17 protein-coding genes are annotated in these 14,591 nt (G+C 66.2%); 11 read left to right on the forward strand and 6 right to left on the reverse strand.

Features of this window, described 5'->3' with window-relative positions; all coding sequences use genetic code 11:
- Window positions 1-9: 9 nt before the first annotated feature.
- The 3 genes from K1177_RS09460 to K1177_RS09470 all read left to right on the forward strand — a co-directional run bounded on the left by K1177_RS09460 (window position 10) and on the right by K1177_RS09470 (window position 2,764).
- Window positions 10-879, forward strand: coding sequence for an ABC transporter permease (locus K1177_RS09460; RefSeq protein WP_224703057.1), 870 nt, complete (start codon window positions 10-12; stop codon window positions 877-879).
- On the forward strand, window positions 880-1,998 hold the full coding sequence (locus K1177_RS09465; protein ID WP_396119859.1) for a glycine betaine/L-proline ABC transporter ATP-binding protein: 1,119 nt from the start codon (window positions 880-882) through the stop codon (window positions 1,996-1,998).
- An 82-nt stretch (window positions 1,999-2,080) separates the two neighbouring features.
- Entirely contained in the window at window positions 2,081-2,764 is a 684-nt protein-coding gene (locus tag K1177_RS09470) for a class I SAM-dependent methyltransferase (RefSeq protein ID WP_224703058.1), read from the forward strand.
- A 54-nt stretch (window positions 2,765-2,818) separates the two neighbouring features.
- Here K1177_RS09470 and K1177_RS09475 read toward each other — a convergent pair whose 3' ends face one another.
- The gene (locus tag K1177_RS09475; RefSeq protein WP_224703059.1) at window positions 2,819-3,235 is read right to left on the reverse strand and encodes a MerR family transcriptional regulator; all 417 of its coding nucleotides are present in this window, start codon (window positions 3,233-3,235) and stop codon (window positions 2,819-2,821) included.
- A 71-nt stretch (window positions 3,236-3,306) separates the two neighbouring features.
- On the opposite strand from K1177_RS09475, the gene K1177_RS09480 reads away from it, so the two are divergent.
- A complete protein-coding gene (locus K1177_RS09480; RefSeq protein WP_224703060.1) occupies window positions 3,307-5,526 on the forward strand; it encodes a heavy metal translocating P-type ATPase in 2,220 nt (739 codons plus the stop codon).
- Between the two features lie 137 nt (window positions 5,527-5,663).
- Here K1177_RS09480 and K1177_RS09485 read toward each other — a convergent pair whose 3' ends face one another.
- Window positions 5,664-6,005 carry a GNAT family N-acetyltransferase gene (locus K1177_RS09485; protein ID WP_224703727.1) on the reverse strand — a complete coding sequence of 114 codons (342 nt, stop codon included), beginning with the start codon at window positions 6,003-6,005 and terminating at the stop codon, window positions 5,664-5,666.
- A gap of 164 nt (window positions 6,006-6,169) precedes the next feature.
- Here K1177_RS09485 and K1177_RS09490 point away from each other — a divergent pair, with 164 nt between their 5' ends.
- The 3 genes from K1177_RS09490 to K1177_RS09500 all read left to right on the forward strand — a co-directional run bounded on the left by K1177_RS09490 (window position 6,170) and on the right by K1177_RS09500 (window position 9,259).
- On the forward strand, window positions 6,170-6,835 hold the full coding sequence (locus K1177_RS09490; RefSeq protein ID WP_224703061.1) for a Spy/CpxP family protein refolding chaperone: 666 nt from the start codon (window positions 6,170-6,172) through the stop codon (window positions 6,833-6,835).
- Window positions 6,836-7,012: 177 nt separating this feature from the next.
- Complete coding sequence (locus K1177_RS09495) at window positions 7,013-8,245, forward strand: aminotransferase class V-fold PLP-dependent enzyme (protein WP_224703062.1); 1,233 nt, start codon at window positions 7,013-7,015, stop codon at window positions 8,243-8,245.
- Window positions 8,246-8,353: 108 nt separating this feature from the next.
- Complete coding sequence (locus K1177_RS09500; protein WP_224703063.1) at window positions 8,354-9,259, forward strand: DMT family transporter; 906 nt, start codon at window positions 8,354-8,356, stop codon at window positions 9,257-9,259.
- Between the two features lie 216 nt (window positions 9,260-9,475).
- On the opposite strand, the gene K1177_RS09505 is transcribed toward K1177_RS09500, so the two are convergent.
- From K1177_RS09505 to K1177_RS09515, 3 genes are all read right to left on the reverse strand, one after another.
- On the reverse strand, window positions 9,476-9,868 hold the full coding sequence (locus K1177_RS09505) for a DUF2147 domain-containing protein (protein ID WP_224703064.1): 393 nt from the start codon (window positions 9,866-9,868) through the stop codon (window positions 9,476-9,478).
- Window positions 9,865-10,257 (reverse strand): DUF2147 domain-containing protein, encoded by a 393-nt coding sequence (locus K1177_RS09510; protein WP_224703065.1) that lies wholly within the window; start codon window positions 10,255-10,257, stop codon window positions 9,865-9,867. The genes K1177_RS09505 and K1177_RS09510 overlap by 4 nt, the downstream gene beginning before the upstream one ends.
- Window positions 10,258-10,528: 271 nt before the next feature.
- Window positions 10,529-10,978, reverse strand: coding sequence for a GNAT family N-acetyltransferase (locus tag K1177_RS09515; RefSeq protein ID WP_224703066.1), 450 nt, complete (start codon window positions 10,976-10,978; stop codon window positions 10,529-10,531).
- Between the two features lie 111 nt (window positions 10,979-11,089).
- On the opposite strand from K1177_RS09515, the gene K1177_RS09520 reads away from it, so the two are divergent.
- The 3 genes from K1177_RS09520 (at window position 11,090) to K1177_RS09530 (ending at window position 12,909) form a co-directional block, all read left to right on the forward strand.
- A complete protein-coding gene (locus K1177_RS09520) occupies window positions 11,090-11,689 on the forward strand; it encodes a thymidine kinase (RefSeq protein ID WP_224703067.1) in 600 nt (199 codons plus the stop codon).
- Complete coding sequence (locus tag K1177_RS09525; protein ID WP_224703068.1) at window positions 11,686-12,081, forward strand: acyl-CoA thioesterase; 396 nt, start codon at window positions 11,686-11,688, stop codon at window positions 12,079-12,081. The genes K1177_RS09520 and K1177_RS09525 overlap by 4 nt, the downstream gene beginning before the upstream one ends.
- A 174-nt stretch (window positions 12,082-12,255) precedes the next feature.
- Entirely contained in the window at window positions 12,256-12,909 is a 654-nt protein-coding gene (locus K1177_RS09530; protein WP_224703069.1) for an SH3 domain-containing protein, read from the forward strand.
- A 533-nt stretch (window positions 12,910-13,442) separates the two neighbouring features.
- Here K1177_RS09530 and K1177_RS09535 read toward each other — a convergent pair.
- Window positions 13,443-13,655 carry a cold-shock protein gene (locus tag K1177_RS09535; RefSeq protein WP_137152574.1) on the reverse strand — a complete coding sequence of 71 codons (213 nt, stop codon included), beginning with the start codon at window positions 13,653-13,655 and terminating at the stop codon, window positions 13,443-13,445.
- 558 nt (window positions 13,656-14,213) lie between these two features.
- Here K1177_RS09535 and K1177_RS09540 point away from each other — a divergent pair.
- Complete coding sequence (locus tag K1177_RS09540; protein WP_224703070.1) at window positions 14,214-14,588, forward strand: hypothetical protein; 375 nt, start codon at window positions 14,214-14,216, stop codon at window positions 14,586-14,588.
- The last annotated feature ends 3 nt before the right edge of the window (window positions 14,589-14,591 follow it).

Raw genomic sequence — 14,591 nt, forward strand, 5'->3', positions numbered from 1 at the left:
AGAGAAACCGTGTTCCCAGAAATCATTGATACCCGTCCGCTGCGCCGCGCCGTCGACGACAGCCTCAACTGGGTGGTGCGCAACTGGGGTGGCGCCTTCGAGGCCGCCGCCCACCCGCTGCTGATGCTGCTCAAATCCATCGAGAACCTGCTCATCGCCACCCCCTGGTGGCTCATCATCGCCATCCTGGTCGGCATCGCCTGGCTCTCCACCCGCAACTGGAAGCTGCCTGCCGTGGTCTTTGTCGCCCTGCTCTTCCTGGGCGTGATGGACCTCTGGAACGACGCCATGACCACCATGGCGCTGATGATCGCGGCCACCCTGACCGCCATCGTCATTTCCATCCCCGTCGGGGTCTGGATGAGCCGCTCGCTCAATGTGCGCAAGGCCATCACCCCCATTCTCGATCTGATGCAGACCCTGCCCAGCTTCGTCTATCTCATCCCCACCGTGATGATCTTCGGCCCCGGCAAGATCCCCGCGCTCATCGCCACCATCGTCTATGCCTCCCCGCCGCTGGTGCGTCTCACCGATCTGGGCCTGCGCTCGGTCGATCCGGCCGTCATGGAAGCCAGCCGCGCCTTCGGCACCAATCCGCGCCAGCGCCTGCTCGGCGTGCAGATCCCGCTGGCCCTGCCCACCATCCTGGCTGGTGTGAACCAGACCACCATGATGGCCCTCTCTATGGTGGTGATTGCCTCCATGATCGGCGCCGGCGGCCTGGGCTACCAGGTGCTCCAGGGCATTGGCCGCCTCGAGGTCAGCCGCGGTCTCTTTGCCGGCCTGGGTATCGTTGCCCTCGCCATCATCTTTGACCGCGTCACCCAGTCTTTCGGCAAACAGCTACAGGCCCGCATCGGCCTGGCGGAGGCTCGCTAAATGAACGCCACCGACACACTTCCCAACAAGACCGTGGCCGCCCCGGCGACCGCACCCGCCATCACTCCCGATCGCGACCTGGCCATCGCCATGCGCGGCGTCACCAAGATCTTTGGCGACGACCCTCAGAACGCCCTGTCCCTGCTGCAATCGGGACGCTCCAAGTCCGAGGTCCAGGCCGAAACCAACCATGTGGTGGGTCTGGACAATGTCTCGCTCGACATCGCCAAGGGCCAGATCTTTGTGGTGATGGGCCTGTCCGGCTCGGGCAAGTCCACCCTCATCCGCCACGTCAACCGCCTCATCGAGCCCACCGCCGGCGAGATCATCGTCAACGGCAAGGATGTGCTCAAGATGAGCCTGGACGAGCTGCGCACCTATCGCCGCACCCAGGTGGCCATGGTGTTCCAGAAGTTCGGCCTCATGCCGCACCGCTCGGTCATCGACAATGTCGCCTATGGCCTGGAAGTGCGCGGCGTGGACACCAAGACCCGCCTGCGGGAAGCCGCCAAATGGATCGAGATCGTCGGCCTTTCCGGCTATGAGCAGAGCCAGCCGCGCCAGCTCTCGGGCGGCCAGCAGCAGCGCGTGGGCCTGGCCCGCGCCCTGGCCATGGATACCGACATCATCCTGATGGACGAGGCCTTCTCCGCCCTCGATCCGCTGATCCGCTCCGGCATGCAGGATCAGCTCATCGAGCTGCAGAAGTCCCTTGGCAAGACCATCTTGTTCATCACCCACGATTTCGACGAGGCCCTCAAGATCGGCGACCGCATCGCCGTGCTCAAGGATGGCGCCCTCCAGCAGGAGGGCAAGCCCGAGGACATCGTGCTGCGTCCGGCCAATGAGCATATCGAGGAATTCGTGCGCGAGGTGAACAAGGCCCGCGCCATCCACGTTCGCTCCATCATGGACCGGGGCGAGTTCGATCCCTGCGAGGCCAGTGTCTCCAAGGATTCGCGCTGCGAAGACGTGCTGCCCATGTTCGCCGAGCATCAATGGGTCGGCGTGCTCGATGCCGATGGCCACCAGATCGGCCGCATTACCCTCAAGCAGGTCATCAAGGCCCTGGCCCGCTACACGCCCCAGCCCGCCGAGACCCCGCCCACCCTGGGCTGATTTCCTGGAGGGCAGGCCCGCCGGCCTGCCCCGCGTGGCGTGTCGCTTGACAATGCCCCTTAAGTGTAACATCAAACGTTACATGAAACATCCAGCGCCGCCATCCGCCCCCGCCTTTGCGGGTGCCCATGCCAAGAGCTATGCCGAAGGCGCCCCCCGCAAGGTCCCCGGCCTTGCCGGTCTGCACCGTATGACGGCCATGCTGCTGGCCGAACGCGTGCCAGCCCAGGGGCATATTCTGGTTCTCGGCGCCGGTGGCGGGCTGGAACTCAAGGCATTGGCTGAAGAACACGCCAATTGGCGCTTCGATGGCGTCGACCCCTCGGCAGACATGCTGGCCGCTGCCGGGCAGATTGCCGCGCCGCACATCGATCGCATCGCGCTCCACCAGGGCTATATCGACGCGGCCCCCGAAGGCCCCTTCGATGGCGCCGTCTGCCTGCTCACCCTGCATTTCGTGCCGCGCGAGCAACGCCTCGCCACGCTGCAGCAGCTGCGGCGCCGCCTTGCCCCCGGCGCGCCCTTCGTCGTCGCCCATATCAGCTTTTCACAGACCGAGCCGGAGCGCTCCCTCTGGATCGCCCGTCACGTTGCCTTCGGCGCAGAGCCGGGAACCAATCTGGATGCAGCCCGCGAGGCCATCGCCACCAGACTGCACATCCTCTCGCCCGAGGACGAGGTCGCCCTGCTTGAAGAGGCTGGCTTCTCTGGCATCAGCCTGTTCTATGCCGGTCTCAGCTTCCGCGGCTGGGTGGCCTACGCCTGATCACAAGACCTATGGTCGAGTGGCACGTGGACTGGGACGGCTGCGCGGTCGCCGTTAGTGCTCCGCCAGGCACTGGCTATGGTCGGCCAGCGCCTCAATGATGCGGCAGTCGCACACCCGGCCATGCCCGCATTCCTCGATCATCCGCGTCAGCTCCCGCTTCAGCGCGGTGAGGCTGGCAATCCGCCGTTCGATCTCGGCCAGATGGTTGTTGGCGATGCTGTCCACCTGGTGGCAGGACGATTGCGGCTGCGCCGCCATGGCCAGCAATTCGCGGATATCCTCGATCTCGAATCCGAGGTCGCGCGCATGCCGGATGAAGTTGAGTCGCTCCACTTCCGTGCTGCCATAGAGCCGCCGATTGCCCTCGCTGCGCGGCGCCTCGGGCAACAGACCGATCTGCTCGTAATAGCGGATTGTCGGCACTTTCACCGCTGTCTGCCGCGCCAGTTCGCCAATCGGAAAAGCCATGCCGATACCTCTTGCTCCTCTAGTCACTAGAGAAGTTAGCATGCAGGCATGGAAACGAAAAGGACAGTCCCATGAGCCAGCAAACCCAGACCCGTTATCGCGTCGGCGGCATGGATTGCGCGGCCTGCGCCGGCAAGATCGAGACGGCCGTCCGCCGTATCCCCGGTGTCACCGATGCCAGCGCCAGCGCCACTGCCGGCACCCTGCGCGTCGACCACACCGACGTTGCCTTCACCACAGTCGAGGCCGCCCTGCGCCCCCTCGGCTATACGCTGGCCCCCGCCGATACCGCCCGTTCGACCGCACATCATGCCCCCGATCATGATCATGCCGGCCACGATCACACCGGTCACGACCACGCCGCGCACGACCACGGCGATCACGACCACGAGCATGGCCAGCCCGACAATCACTTCGATCTGGGCACCGGCCCCTGGTGGCAGACGCCCAAGGCCCGCCTGGCGCTGGCCTGCGGTCTTGCCCTGCTCGCCGCCTATGGCGTTGGGCTTGTCGCCCCCGTCGTTGGGCACTGGGCCTTCCTGGTCGCGCTATGGGTCGGCCTCGTGCCCATCGGTCGCCGCGCGATGGCCGGCGCCATGGCCGGCACGCCCTTCTCCATTGAAACCCTGATGACCATTGCCGCCGTCGGCGCCGTCATCATCGGCGCCACCGAGGAAGCCGCCACCGTCGTCCTTCTGTTTCTGGTGGGCGAGCTGCTCGAAGGTGTCGCCGCCAGCCGCGCCCGCGCCTCCATTCAGGGTCTCTCCGCCCTCGTCCCCAAGACCGCCCTGCTCGTCACCGGCGACACCACCAGGCAGGTTCCGGCTACCGATCTGGCGCTTGACGCCATCGTCATGGTCCGCCCCGGCGACCGCATCCCCGCCGATGGCACCATCGAGACCGGCCAGGGCGCCATCGACGAATCCCCGGTCACCGGCGAAAGCGTGCCCGTCCATCGCCGCGTCGGCGACGCCGTCTATGCCGGCACCATCAATGCCAGCGCCGTCCTGACCATCCGCGTCACTGCCACCGCCAGCGACAACACCATTGCGCGCATCGTCCGCCTGGTCGAGGAAGCCCAGGAGAGCAAGGCCCCCACCGCGCGTTTCATCGACCGCTTCTCGGCCTGGTACACGCCCGGCGTACTGGTGGTCGGCGCCCTTGTCGCCATTCTGCCGCCGCTGCTCCTGGGCCAGTCCTGGAGCGAGTGGATCTACAAGGGTCTCGCCATCCTCCTTATCGGCTGCCCCTGCGCTTTGGTCATCTCCACCCCGGCCGCCATTGCCGCCGCGCTCTCCGCCGGCGCCCGCCGCGGCCTGCTGCTCAAGGGCGGCGCCGTGCTCGAACGCCTGCGCGACATCACCACCGTAGCCCTCGACAAGACCGGCACGCTGACCCAGGGCAAGCCCGCCGTCACCAACATCCTTGCCACCACCGGCTCCGAGGCCGATGTCCTGCGTCTCGCCGCAGCACTTGAAGCCGGCTCCAGCCATCCCTTGGCGCTCGCCATCCTCGCCCGCGCCCAGGCCGACGGCATCACCATCCCGCCCGCCACCCAGTCCGAGGCTCTGCCTGGGGAAGGTGTATCCGGAGAGGTCGACGGCAAGGCCATCCTGCTCCTCTCGCCGGCCGCTGCGGCCGCGCGGACTGGTCTTGCGCCCGAATTTGCGGCGCAGCTGGAGGCCTTCGCCGCCGCCGGCAAATCGGTCTCGGTCCTCTTGCGCGATGGCCAGCCGCTGGGCGCCCTCGCCCTGCGCGACGAACCCCGTGCTGATGCCTTGGCTGGTCTGGATGCCCTGCGCACCCTCGGCATTCACACCGTCATGCTCACCGGCGACAATGCCCGCACCGCCGAGGCCATCGGCACCGATCTCTCCCTTGAGGTCCGCGCCGGGCTGCTCCCTGCCGACAAGCAGGCCATCGTCCGCGAACTGCAGGCGCAGGGCCAGGTCGTCGCCAAGGTCGGCGACGGCATCAATGACGCCCCGGCCCTGGCTGCTGCCGATATCGGCATCGCCATGGGCGGCGGCACCGATGTTGCGCTGGAAACCGCCGATGCGGCGATCCTCCATGGCCGCGTCGCCGACATCGCCGGCATGATCGGCCTGTCGCACGCCACCATGCGCAATATCTGGCAGAACATTGCCGTGGCCCTCGGGCTCAAGGCGGTGTTCCTCGTCACCACCATCCTGGGCATCACCGGGCTCTGGCCCGCGATCCTGGCCGACACCGGCGCCACTGTGCTGGTCACGCTGAACGCCATGCGTCTGCTCGCCTGGCGCCCGCGCTAGATCGTTTCACTCTTCAGTGGATTTGCGGCTCCTGTGCCTCCCTCCCCCTTGAGGGGAGGGACCGAGGGAGGGGGTCCGTCAGTGACCCGCAAATGGAAACACCACTCTTGCGGTACGGAGACGTGACCAACAAGACTCTAGAGCCGCATCAGCCCAGCGGCGGTGGGCCCAAATCCGGCCCGCCGATAGAGCCCCTCCAGCCGGGGCTCGAAATCGACATGCAGCCAGGCCGCGCCGCGCGCCCGCGCCGTCTCGGCTGCCTGCGCCAGCAGCGCCAGGGCAATCCCCTGCCGCTGGTAGTCCGGGTCGACACAGGTATCGAGAATAAAGGCATGGATGCCGCCATCCCAGGCGACATTGACAAAGCCCACCAGCCGCCCACCGTCATAGGCGCCAAGATGCGCCAGGCTCCGCCGGAGGATCGGCTGGAACGACGCCGGACCATCATCGCCCCACGCGCCCTGCCATAGCCGGCGCATCCCGGCATCATCGGGAAAGGGGTCGACGGCGATATTGATGACGGGCTGGCTCACCTTACCAACCTGACAAACTCTTCATGCGCTCGCAAGGTCGTGAAGAGTTTGGCTCCGCTAGTGTCCTGTTCATGCCGGACGTTCCGGTTCCCATGCAAAGGATATGACCCATGAAGACGTTGAAGACGACCGCCATTGCGGCGCTGATGACAGCAGCTGTCGGCCTCTCCGCCATCGTCCCCGCCACCGCGCAGGATACCACCCCCGCACCGCAGCAGCAGGCCGATGCCAGCGGCCCGCGCGGCAATGGTCCGGGCAAGATGGGCGATATGCGCCAGCACAATCAGGGCCCCCGTCAGGCTGGCGGTGCCGGCTTCCTCAATTTCCAGCGAGGCGCCGAAGGCGTCGAGATCGCCCTGGTGCGCCTCAGCCACGCCATCGAGATGACGGCCGAGCAGCAGGCCCTGTTCGACACCTTCAAGACCGATGCGCTGGCCGCTGCCGACACCTTCTCCAAGGCCGTCGAAGGCCTTCGCCCCGCCAAGCCGGCCGATGGCACGACGGCAGAGCGCCCGTCCATCACCGAGCGCCTCGACGCCCGCATCGCCATCGAGACCGCCCAACTGGACGCGCTCAAGTCGGTGCAGCCCTCGGCCAAGGCTTTCTTTGACAGCCTCACCGATGAGCAGAAGGCCCAGCTGATGCCGGCCCGTCCGGATCGGGGCAACATGCAGGGCAAGATGGGCCAGGGCAACCATCATGGTGGCCAGGGCATGCGCCAGGGCCAGGGCCCGATGGGCGCCCCTGCGGATGCGCCTGCACCCACCAACGGTTAACCTGATCGGTCGCGTCGCTACTCTTCGGCTGCGGCGCGACCGACCTCAGCGGTATCGGTGTCTTTGTAACGTGAGCGATACCGCGCAAACCCCGGCTCTCAACAGCCGGGGTTTGCTTTTGTCCTGCCTTGCTCTACCAATCGGCGACCTTTTCAGGACCCGCCCAGGACCCAACTCATGACTGCCCTGCCTCTCGATCCGGCCCGCATCCGCGCGCACTTTCCTGCCTTTGCCGAGCCGACGCTGCAGGGCCAGGCCTTTTTTGAGAATGCCGGCGGCGCCTATACCGCCCGCCCGGTCATCGACAAGCTCGACCACTATTATCGCGCCACCAAGGTGCAGCCCTATGGCGTCTATCCCGCCTCAAAGGCCGCCGGCGATGCCATGGCCCTCAGCTTTGACCGCATGGCCCAGGCGCTCAATGTCACGTCCGACTGGATCCATTTCGGTCCCTCGGCCTCCGCCAACACCTATGTGCTGGCCCAGGCCTTCGGCGGCTGGCTCAAGCCGGGCGATGCCATCATCGTCACCAATCAGGATCACGAGGCCAATTCCGGCAATTGGCGCCGTCTTGCCCGCCTCGGCATCGAGGTGCGCGAATGGGGCGTTGATCCGCAGACCGGGCGCCTTGCCCTGGCCGATCTGGATAAGCTGCTCGACGCCAAGGTGCGCCTCGTGGCCGCGCCGCACTGCTCCAACATTGCTGGCGAGATTAACGACGTCGCCGCCATTTCCGCCCGGGCCCATGCCGTTGGCGCTGTCACCGCCATCGATGGCGTCAGCTATGCCCCCCATGGCCTGCCCGACCTCGCTGCCCTGGGCGCCGACATCTATTTCTTCTCCGCCTACAAGGTCTACGGTCCCCACCAGGGCGTGCTGGCCATTCGCCCCGAGCTGGCGCTGGCCCTGCCCAACCAGGGCCACTACTTCAATGACTCCAAGCCGCGCTACCGCCTGACTCCGGCGGGCCCCGACCACGCCCAGATCGCCGCATCCTCGGGCATTGTCGACTATCTCGAGATCATCGCCGACCTCGCCCCCGCCTCCATCACCGGCCCCGATGCTTTCCGCCGCGCCAATGCCGCCATGCGCGCGCAGGAGACGGCGCTGGCCATGCCGCTGCTTGACTACCTGCGCGGCCGCAACAGTGTCCGCCTCATCGGCCCCGATGATCCGGCCGTCCGGGCCCCCACCATTGCGCTGGCCCTCTCCGAGCCCGGTGCCGTCGTCGCCGCGCGCCTGGCCCATCACGGCGTCATGGCTGCCGGTGGCCACTTCTATGCCCAGCGCCTGCTCGAAGCCGTTGGCATCGACCCCAACCACGGCGTCCTCCGCCTCTCCTTCGTGCACTACACCACACCCGAGGAAATCACCCAGCTCATCGCCGCGCTGGATGCAGAGCTGAAATAGCCCGGCCGCTCCGGCCCGCGCCAACCGTCTGCAAACTCCCCTCGTCCCGCCTCACACAGGGGCGGGACACGACAAGCAATTTCGCCTGCAACCCCCGAGTCCCTTCCCATGTCCCGCCCCCTCGCCACCCTGATGCTTCTGGCCTGCACCATGCTGTGGGGACTGGCCTTTATCGCGCAGAAGTCGGCCATGGACTCCATGGGCCCGCTCACCTTCTCCGGCCTGCGCTATCTCCTGGGGGGCCTGGCCGTCCTGCCGCTCGCCCTGCTCGAGCGTCGCCGCCGCCCCGCGCCACTCACCCCGCAGCATTGGCTCATGATCGGCGCGGTGAGCCTGGTCTTCTTCCTCGGCTCCTGGATGCAGCAGGTCGGCCTGATCACAACCAGCGTCACCAATGCCGGCTTCCTCACCGGGCTCTACGTCTTCTTCGTGCCCTTCCTGGGCTTCCTGCTCTTCCGCACCCGCCCCCATCCCATCATCTATGCCTGCGTGCCGCTGGCCCTTTTGGGCATCTATTTCCTCAATGGCGGCGGGCTGGCGAGCTTCAATTCCGGTGATCTGATCGTTGTCGGCAGCGCCGTGTTCTGGGCGCTGCATGTGATCCTGCTCGGGCGCACCGCCCAGGCCACAGGCCTGCCCATCTTTGTGTCGTCGCTGAGTTTTCTGATTGCCGGCGCCGCCGCGACCAGCCTGGCCTTCGTGTTCGAGCAGCCCGACTTCTCGGCCGTCCAGTCCGGCTGGATGGAGCTGGCCTATACGGGCCTGCTCTCCACTGCCGTGGCCTTCACCTTCCAGGCCATCGGCCAGCAATATGTGCCGCCCGCCAATGCCGCCATCATCCTCTCGGCCGAGAGCCTGTTCGCCGCCATCGGTGGCGCCATCATCCTGGGCGAACGGCTGCCGCTGGTCGGCTACGCCGGCGCCACGCTGATCTTCGTGGCCATCCTCGCCGTCGAGGCCCTGCCCCCGCTCTGGAGCCGCCGCCGCGTCCACGTCCCCCGCACCACCAACTAGAGAGGTACACCCTTCTCTGGATTTGCGGCTCTTTCGCCTCCCTCCCCCTTGAGGGGAGGGAACGAGGGAGGGGGTCCCTCAGTGGTCCACAGAACCACTCCACCCTGCACCTCAAGAGCTTGCACTCGGGCGCGCCGAGGCGCGACCCGGGTGGGGAGGGCGCGATAAAGCCACATCCACTGAACAGGAACCGCCCCAGCACCGCCGGGCCCGCGTCTATTCCGCCATGCGGAACAGCTGATAGGTCTTGCACACCACCAGGAACGCACAGCCCCGCAGCGTGATCTGGTCGTCGCTCACCTGCGTGATCGTCCCCGCCGCCTTCTGCCCATAGATATGCAAATCGCCCTTCCACTGGTTTGGCCCGGTGGGCGCCGCATGGTCGATCAGCAGCGTATTGAGATAGGGCAGGTTTTCCGGGCTGTCCGCGCCATTGCCCAGCCACACCAGCGTGCCGCACAGTGCCGTACCCTGGTCGCCGCACAACTCCACCTTGTAGCGGGAGTCCCGCATCTCGATTTCCCACAGCCCTTCGGGCGACGCTTCTGCCGCGCTCCCCGCCAGCACCAGCATGGCCGCAAGGCTGCCCATGATGCGCCGCAGGGTCATGGCGTGTACCGGAACATCTCGTAGCTCTTGCAGACCACAAGGAACGCGCAGGCCTGCAGCGTCATCTGCGTCTCGCTGCGCTGGGTGATCGTGCCGGTGATATTCTGCCCGAACAGTTTCATCTGGCCCTTCCAGCGGTTGCTGCCCGCCGCCTTGAGCCCGTTGGTCACCGGGGCATTGAGATACGGCTGGTACTGCTTGTTGTAGTCGGCGTCCGACAGCCACACCAGCGCCCCACACAATTGTGTGCCGTCGCCACACAGCGCCAGCTGCAGGCGCGTGTCGCGGCTGTCCAGCTCCCACACGCCGTCTGGCCCGGCCAATGCCGCCCCGGCGCTGCCCGTCAGCATCAACAGCCCCATGGCCAGCCCAAGCGTCTTGCGTACCAACTCTCGTCTCCTGCGTGCGGCATCAAACCTGTGCCCAACCTGCCGCCCATGACCTGAACCGTGCCTGAACGCACCGTCACGTCCGCGTCATATGCAACCCCTAGGGTGCCCTTGTCCCGGCCCCCGCACGCCCTGGACATGCCGCGCACGGCGTCCCCAACGTAGCGCCCGGCCATTGGGAAGAGCCCGGCCGCCAACCCCGGCTTTTCCGCCGTTCAGTCGGCATCTCGGCCGCCCTCGTGGCGGCCTCTTTTTTTGGCCCGGCGCGCTCTCAGTCCCGTTCCATCACAATGGTGCGCACCAGCATGCCCATCTCGCTGTCGTCATGCTCATCGATCTCAACCCAGCCCCTTGCCGCGTAGAAATCACGCGCCCGCACATTGAACGCCCGCACCTCCAGCTGCCGCGCCCCCGCCGCCTCGGCCGCCTCCATCAGCGCCCGGCCCACCCCCGAGCCAATGGCCCAGCTGTCGACGTGAATGGCATGCAGCCAGGCGCCGTCCAGGTGATACATGCCCACCACCACGCCACCGCGTTCGGCCACCGTAAGCTGGCTGACAAAACCGTCCACATAGCCGACCACCGGCTGCTCGGCCTGATATCGCGCCACGGCGCCGGCATCCACATGCGGCGCCCAATGCGTCCGCCACGACCGGTCCAGCAGGTGCTTGAGGGCTTCGGCATCGGTCAGCTGCGCCGGGCGGATGGTGATCTCGGTCATTGAGGCCTCGCAATGAACTGTTGATGTTTGCCCTGCCCGCTTCATGCCGGCCCCGGCACGGTCTATTGCCTAAGGCCACATTGCCGCAACCCGCGAGATCCGCGTCCACCCATGGCCAAGCTCTATTTTTCCTACGCGGCGATGAATGCCGGCAAGTCCACCCTGCTGCTGCAGGCGGCCTATAACTATCGCGAGCGCGGCATGCGGCCCCTGCTCTATACCTGCGCCGCCTATGCCGGTGGCGGCCCCGGCATCATCAGCTCGCGCCTGGGCATTTCCGAGCCCGCCGAGCTCTATGACGAGGGCGATGACCTGTTCCATCGCATCCGCGACCATACCGACGAGGCCAAGGTCGATTGCGTCTTCCTCGATGAGGTGCAGTGCCTGACGCGCGAGCAGGTCTGGCAGCTCGCCCGCGTCGCCGACCGGCTCCGCATCCCCGTCATGTGCTACGGCCTGCGCACCGATTTCCTGGGCCGTCCCTTCGAGGCCTCGGCCGAGCTGCTGGCCATTGCCGATGTGCTGCGCGAGATCCGCACCATCTGCCATTGCGGTGCCAAGGCCACCATGGTGGTGCGCCGTGATGCCAATGGACGGGTGCAGACCGCGGGCAATACAATCGCGCCCGAAAAGGCCGACTATGTCTCGCTGTGCCGCAAGCATTGGGAAGAGGCCTTTGGCCGCTGGCCCGCGAAAGGACCCACATCATGACCACCCCTGCCGACCCCGGTGCCGAGCCCAAGGGCAGCCTCACCATCCGCACGCTGGCCATGCCGGCCGATACCAATCCGGCCGGCGACATCTTCGGCGGCTGGGTGATGAGCCAGATGGATATTGCCGGCGCCATCGCCGCCGTCGAGCGCAGCCGCGGCCGTGTGGTCACCGTCGCGGTGGAAGCCATGACCTTCATCGCCCCGGTCAAGGTCGGCGATATCCTGTGCATCTACACCACCGTCGAGCGCGTCGGCACCACCTCGATCACCATCTCCATGGAGGCCTGGGCCCGCCGCAACCGCATCTCCGACCGGGTCAAGGTCACCGACGGCCGCTTTGTCTATGTCGCGCTCACCGACGATGGTCAGAAGCGCCCCATTCAAGCGTGATCGGCCACGCCCTTTCCGTTCAGCCAGCGTTCAGCTAGCCTGTGGTCAAACAGGGACATAACAGGAAGCGGGCGGGAACTTTTCCGGCCCAGAGACGTTACTTCGTCGAATAATAAACACCGCACGCACCCGGTCCCGCGGCTGGAGATGCTGCGCATAAGCGGAGACTCCACGATGAATCGCAAGACGCGCAAGACCCTGATCAACATTGCCACCGGCGTTGCCGTGGCCACCACGGCCGCCATTGTCTTCCTGCCCGCCGCCAATGCGGCGCCCGGCGTGGTGACCAGCAATGTCAACCTGCGCTCGGGTCCGGGCACCAATTATGGCGTCATCGGCACCGTCCGCCGCGGCGAACAGGTCGATGTGCAGCAGTGCCAGGGCTCCTGGTGCTATATCATCAAGTCCGGCCCCGACGGCTGGGTCTCGGCCAACTATCTCAGCGCCGGTGGTTCGCCTGTGAACCCCAGCCAGCCCAGCATTTCCTTCGGCTTCAACATCGGCGGCGGCAATGGCCCCTCGGTCAGCATCGGCGTGGGCAACCAGCCCGGCACCCAGCGTCCGCCGATCATCGTCGAGCCCAGCTATGGCGAGGTCTGCTTCTTTGACCGCACCCGCCAGCGCGGCGACAGCTTCTGCCTGGAAGCCGGCGACAGCACCCGCGACCTGCGCAGCTGGACCGACCGCATCTCCTCGATTTCCAACCCCGATGGTCTGGAAGTCCAGGTCTGCGCCGAAACCAACTATCGCGACTGCCGCACCTACACCACCAGCGCCTCTTCGCTGGGCGATTTCGACGACTACATCGCCTCGGTCCGCGTCCGCTAATCCCGCCGCGATCGAAGCACTCCATCAGGCGTCCGCTCCCGCGGGCGCCTTTTTGTTTGGCTCTGAGCTGACGCAGACACCCACCTGTCCTCCCCCTGAATGGGAACGGATCCGTCTTGTGGCTGGGGCAAGGTCCCAAAAACCCCGATGCGCCCTCCCCCTTCAGGGGGCGGGTGGGGAAAGAGAACCGGACATTTGCCCGTCCCCTCCCCTGTCTCCCCCCCTGCCCCTGTCTCTCCGCCGTCATCACCCGGCTTGTCCGGGTGATCCACCTGCCCGCCGCTGAACCTGGATTGCCCGGACAAGCCGGGCAATGACGGGGCGCGCGGAGACAATGCGATGGGAGGGCACAGCGTGGACTATCGCAGGATCGACACCCCCACCCCGACCCTCCGCCAACGTGATGGAAAGACCACCGCTCCCCCCAAACACCAACGCCGCCCCCAGGGGAGCGGCGCTTGCGTCGGCACAAAAGCCAGGGGCCACCGCGTTGTTCACGCGATGGCCCCCGAAAGTCTTTAGTCTGTGAAAGACTAGAGCAGGGTCAGGTTCGTGGCCGAAACCTTGCCGTCGCGGCCGGTCTCGAGCTCATAGGTGACCTTGTCGTTCTCATACAGGCCCTGGAGGCCCGAACGCTGCACAGCCGAAACGTGCACGAAAGCGTCCTTGCCGCCGTCTTCGGGCGAAATGAAGCCGAAGCCCTTGGTGGCGTTGAAGAACTTGACGGTACCGGTGATGGTGGACATGTGTTTATCCTGATAGTGGCTCGTGTCGCATGCGGACGAGCGGTTGTCCGGTAGCGGTATGCCATCCGGAAAGCACGTTCGCACGAGAGAGAGGGTAGCCACGACCGGCGAACCGGGATCAGGGCAGCCGACTTAGGCTGAAAACGTTACCCCTTGTCGCAGCTATTGCCCCAACATGCAAGGCACAATCCCCATGCCGTCCTGGAAGGGCCTTTGCGGCCCCCCGCGCTGACCCCAACGCCCCACCCGGAATCTTGCCCCCATCTCTCCCCCGTCATCACCCGGCTTGTCCGGGTGATCCATGACCCCGGCGCCAGAGCCGGATTGTCCGGACAAGCCGGGCCATGACGGGCTCTGCGCCGGAAAGGGAGCGACGCACGCCGCAGTGGAAGCGGGCGGCACCACGCATCTGGGCGAGGGCAAACGGGTAGAAAAAACCAGGACCCCGCCCCCAATCCCCCCACTGGCGCAACTTGCCGTTCCGCAATAATCTCGCCGCCGCGCGGCCCCATGGCCATTGGGGGACTTTGGCGGGGCCGTGCTGGAGGGAACCATTTCATGCCGAAGATTTCAGAATACTATTTCCGCACCGCCATCATCTTCCTGATCGCCGGGATTGCCCTGGGCCTGCACATGTCCATCTCGGGCAATCACACTGTCATCGGCGCGCACGCCCATATCAACCTGCTCGGCTGGGTCACCAGCGCCCTGTTCGGCGGCTATTTTGCGCTCAATCCGGCCAAGGCCGCCGGCCGCCTGCCCATGATCCAGTATGGCATCTATGTGCTGGGCGTCGCCATCATGGGCGTCTCGCTCTATCTGCTGCTCGCCGGCAATCCCGCCGTCGAGCCCGTCGTCGCCGCCAGCTCGCTGGTCACCTTCCTGGGCGTGCTTATCTTCGCCTGGATTGTCTTCACCCCGGCGCGCCCCTGACCC

It is taken from the genome of Devosia aquimaris (assembly GCF_020169335.1).
GTDB classification, from domain to species: domain Bacteria; phylum Pseudomonadota; class Alphaproteobacteria; order Rhizobiales; family Devosiaceae; genus Devosia; species Devosia aquimaris.

Coding starts and splice junctions, on each gene's coding strand:
- K1177_RS09465 (WP_396119859.1), top strand. CDS start 880: ATGAACGCCACCGACACACTTCCCAACAAGACCGTGGCCGCCCCGGCG.
- K1177_RS09470 (WP_224703058.1), top strand. CDS start 2,081: ATGAAACATCCAGCGCCGCCATCCGCCCCCGCCTTTGCGGGTGCCCAT.
- K1177_RS09475 (WP_224703059.1), bottom strand. CDS start 3,235: ATGGCTTTTCCGATTGGCGAACTGGCGCGGCAGACAGCGGTGAAAGTG.
- K1177_RS09480 (WP_224703060.1), top strand. CDS start 3,307: ATGAGCCAGCAAACCCAGACCCGTTATCGCGTCGGCGGCATGGATTGC.
- K1177_RS09485 (WP_224703727.1), bottom strand. CDS start 6,005: ATGCGCCGGCTATGGCAGGGCGCGTGGGGCGATGATGGTCCGGCGTCG.
- K1177_RS09490 (WP_224703061.1), top strand. CDS start 6,170: ATGAAGACGTTGAAGACGACCGCCATTGCGGCGCTGATGACAGCAGCT.
- K1177_RS09495 (WP_224703062.1), top strand. CDS start 7,013: ATGACTGCCCTGCCTCTCGATCCGGCCCGCATCCGCGCGCACTTTCCT.
- K1177_RS09500 (WP_224703063.1), top strand. CDS start 8,354: ATGTCCCGCCCCCTCGCCACCCTGATGCTTCTGGCCTGCACCATGCTG.
- K1177_RS09505 (WP_224703064.1), bottom strand. CDS start 9,868: ATGACCCTGCGGCGCATCATGGGCAGCCTTGCGGCCATGCTGGTGCTG.
- K1177_RS09515 (WP_224703066.1), bottom strand. CDS start 10,978: ATGACCGAGATCACCATCCGCCCGGCGCAGCTGACCGATGCCGAAGCC.
- K1177_RS09520 (WP_224703067.1), top strand. CDS start 11,090: ATGGCCAAGCTCTATTTTTCCTACGCGGCGATGAATGCCGGCAAGTCC.
- K1177_RS09525 (WP_224703068.1), top strand. CDS start 11,686: ATGACCACCCCTGCCGACCCCGGTGCCGAGCCCAAGGGCAGCCTCACC.
- K1177_RS09530 (WP_224703069.1), top strand. CDS start 12,256: ATGAATCGCAAGACGCGCAAGACCCTGATCAACATTGCCACCGGCGTT.
- K1177_RS09535 (WP_137152574.1), bottom strand. CDS start 13,655: ATGTCCACCATCACCGGTACCGTCAAGTTCTTCAACGCCACCAAGGGC.
- K1177_RS09540 (WP_224703070.1), top strand. CDS start 14,214: ATGCCGAAGATTTCAGAATACTATTTCCGCACCGCCATCATCTTCCTG.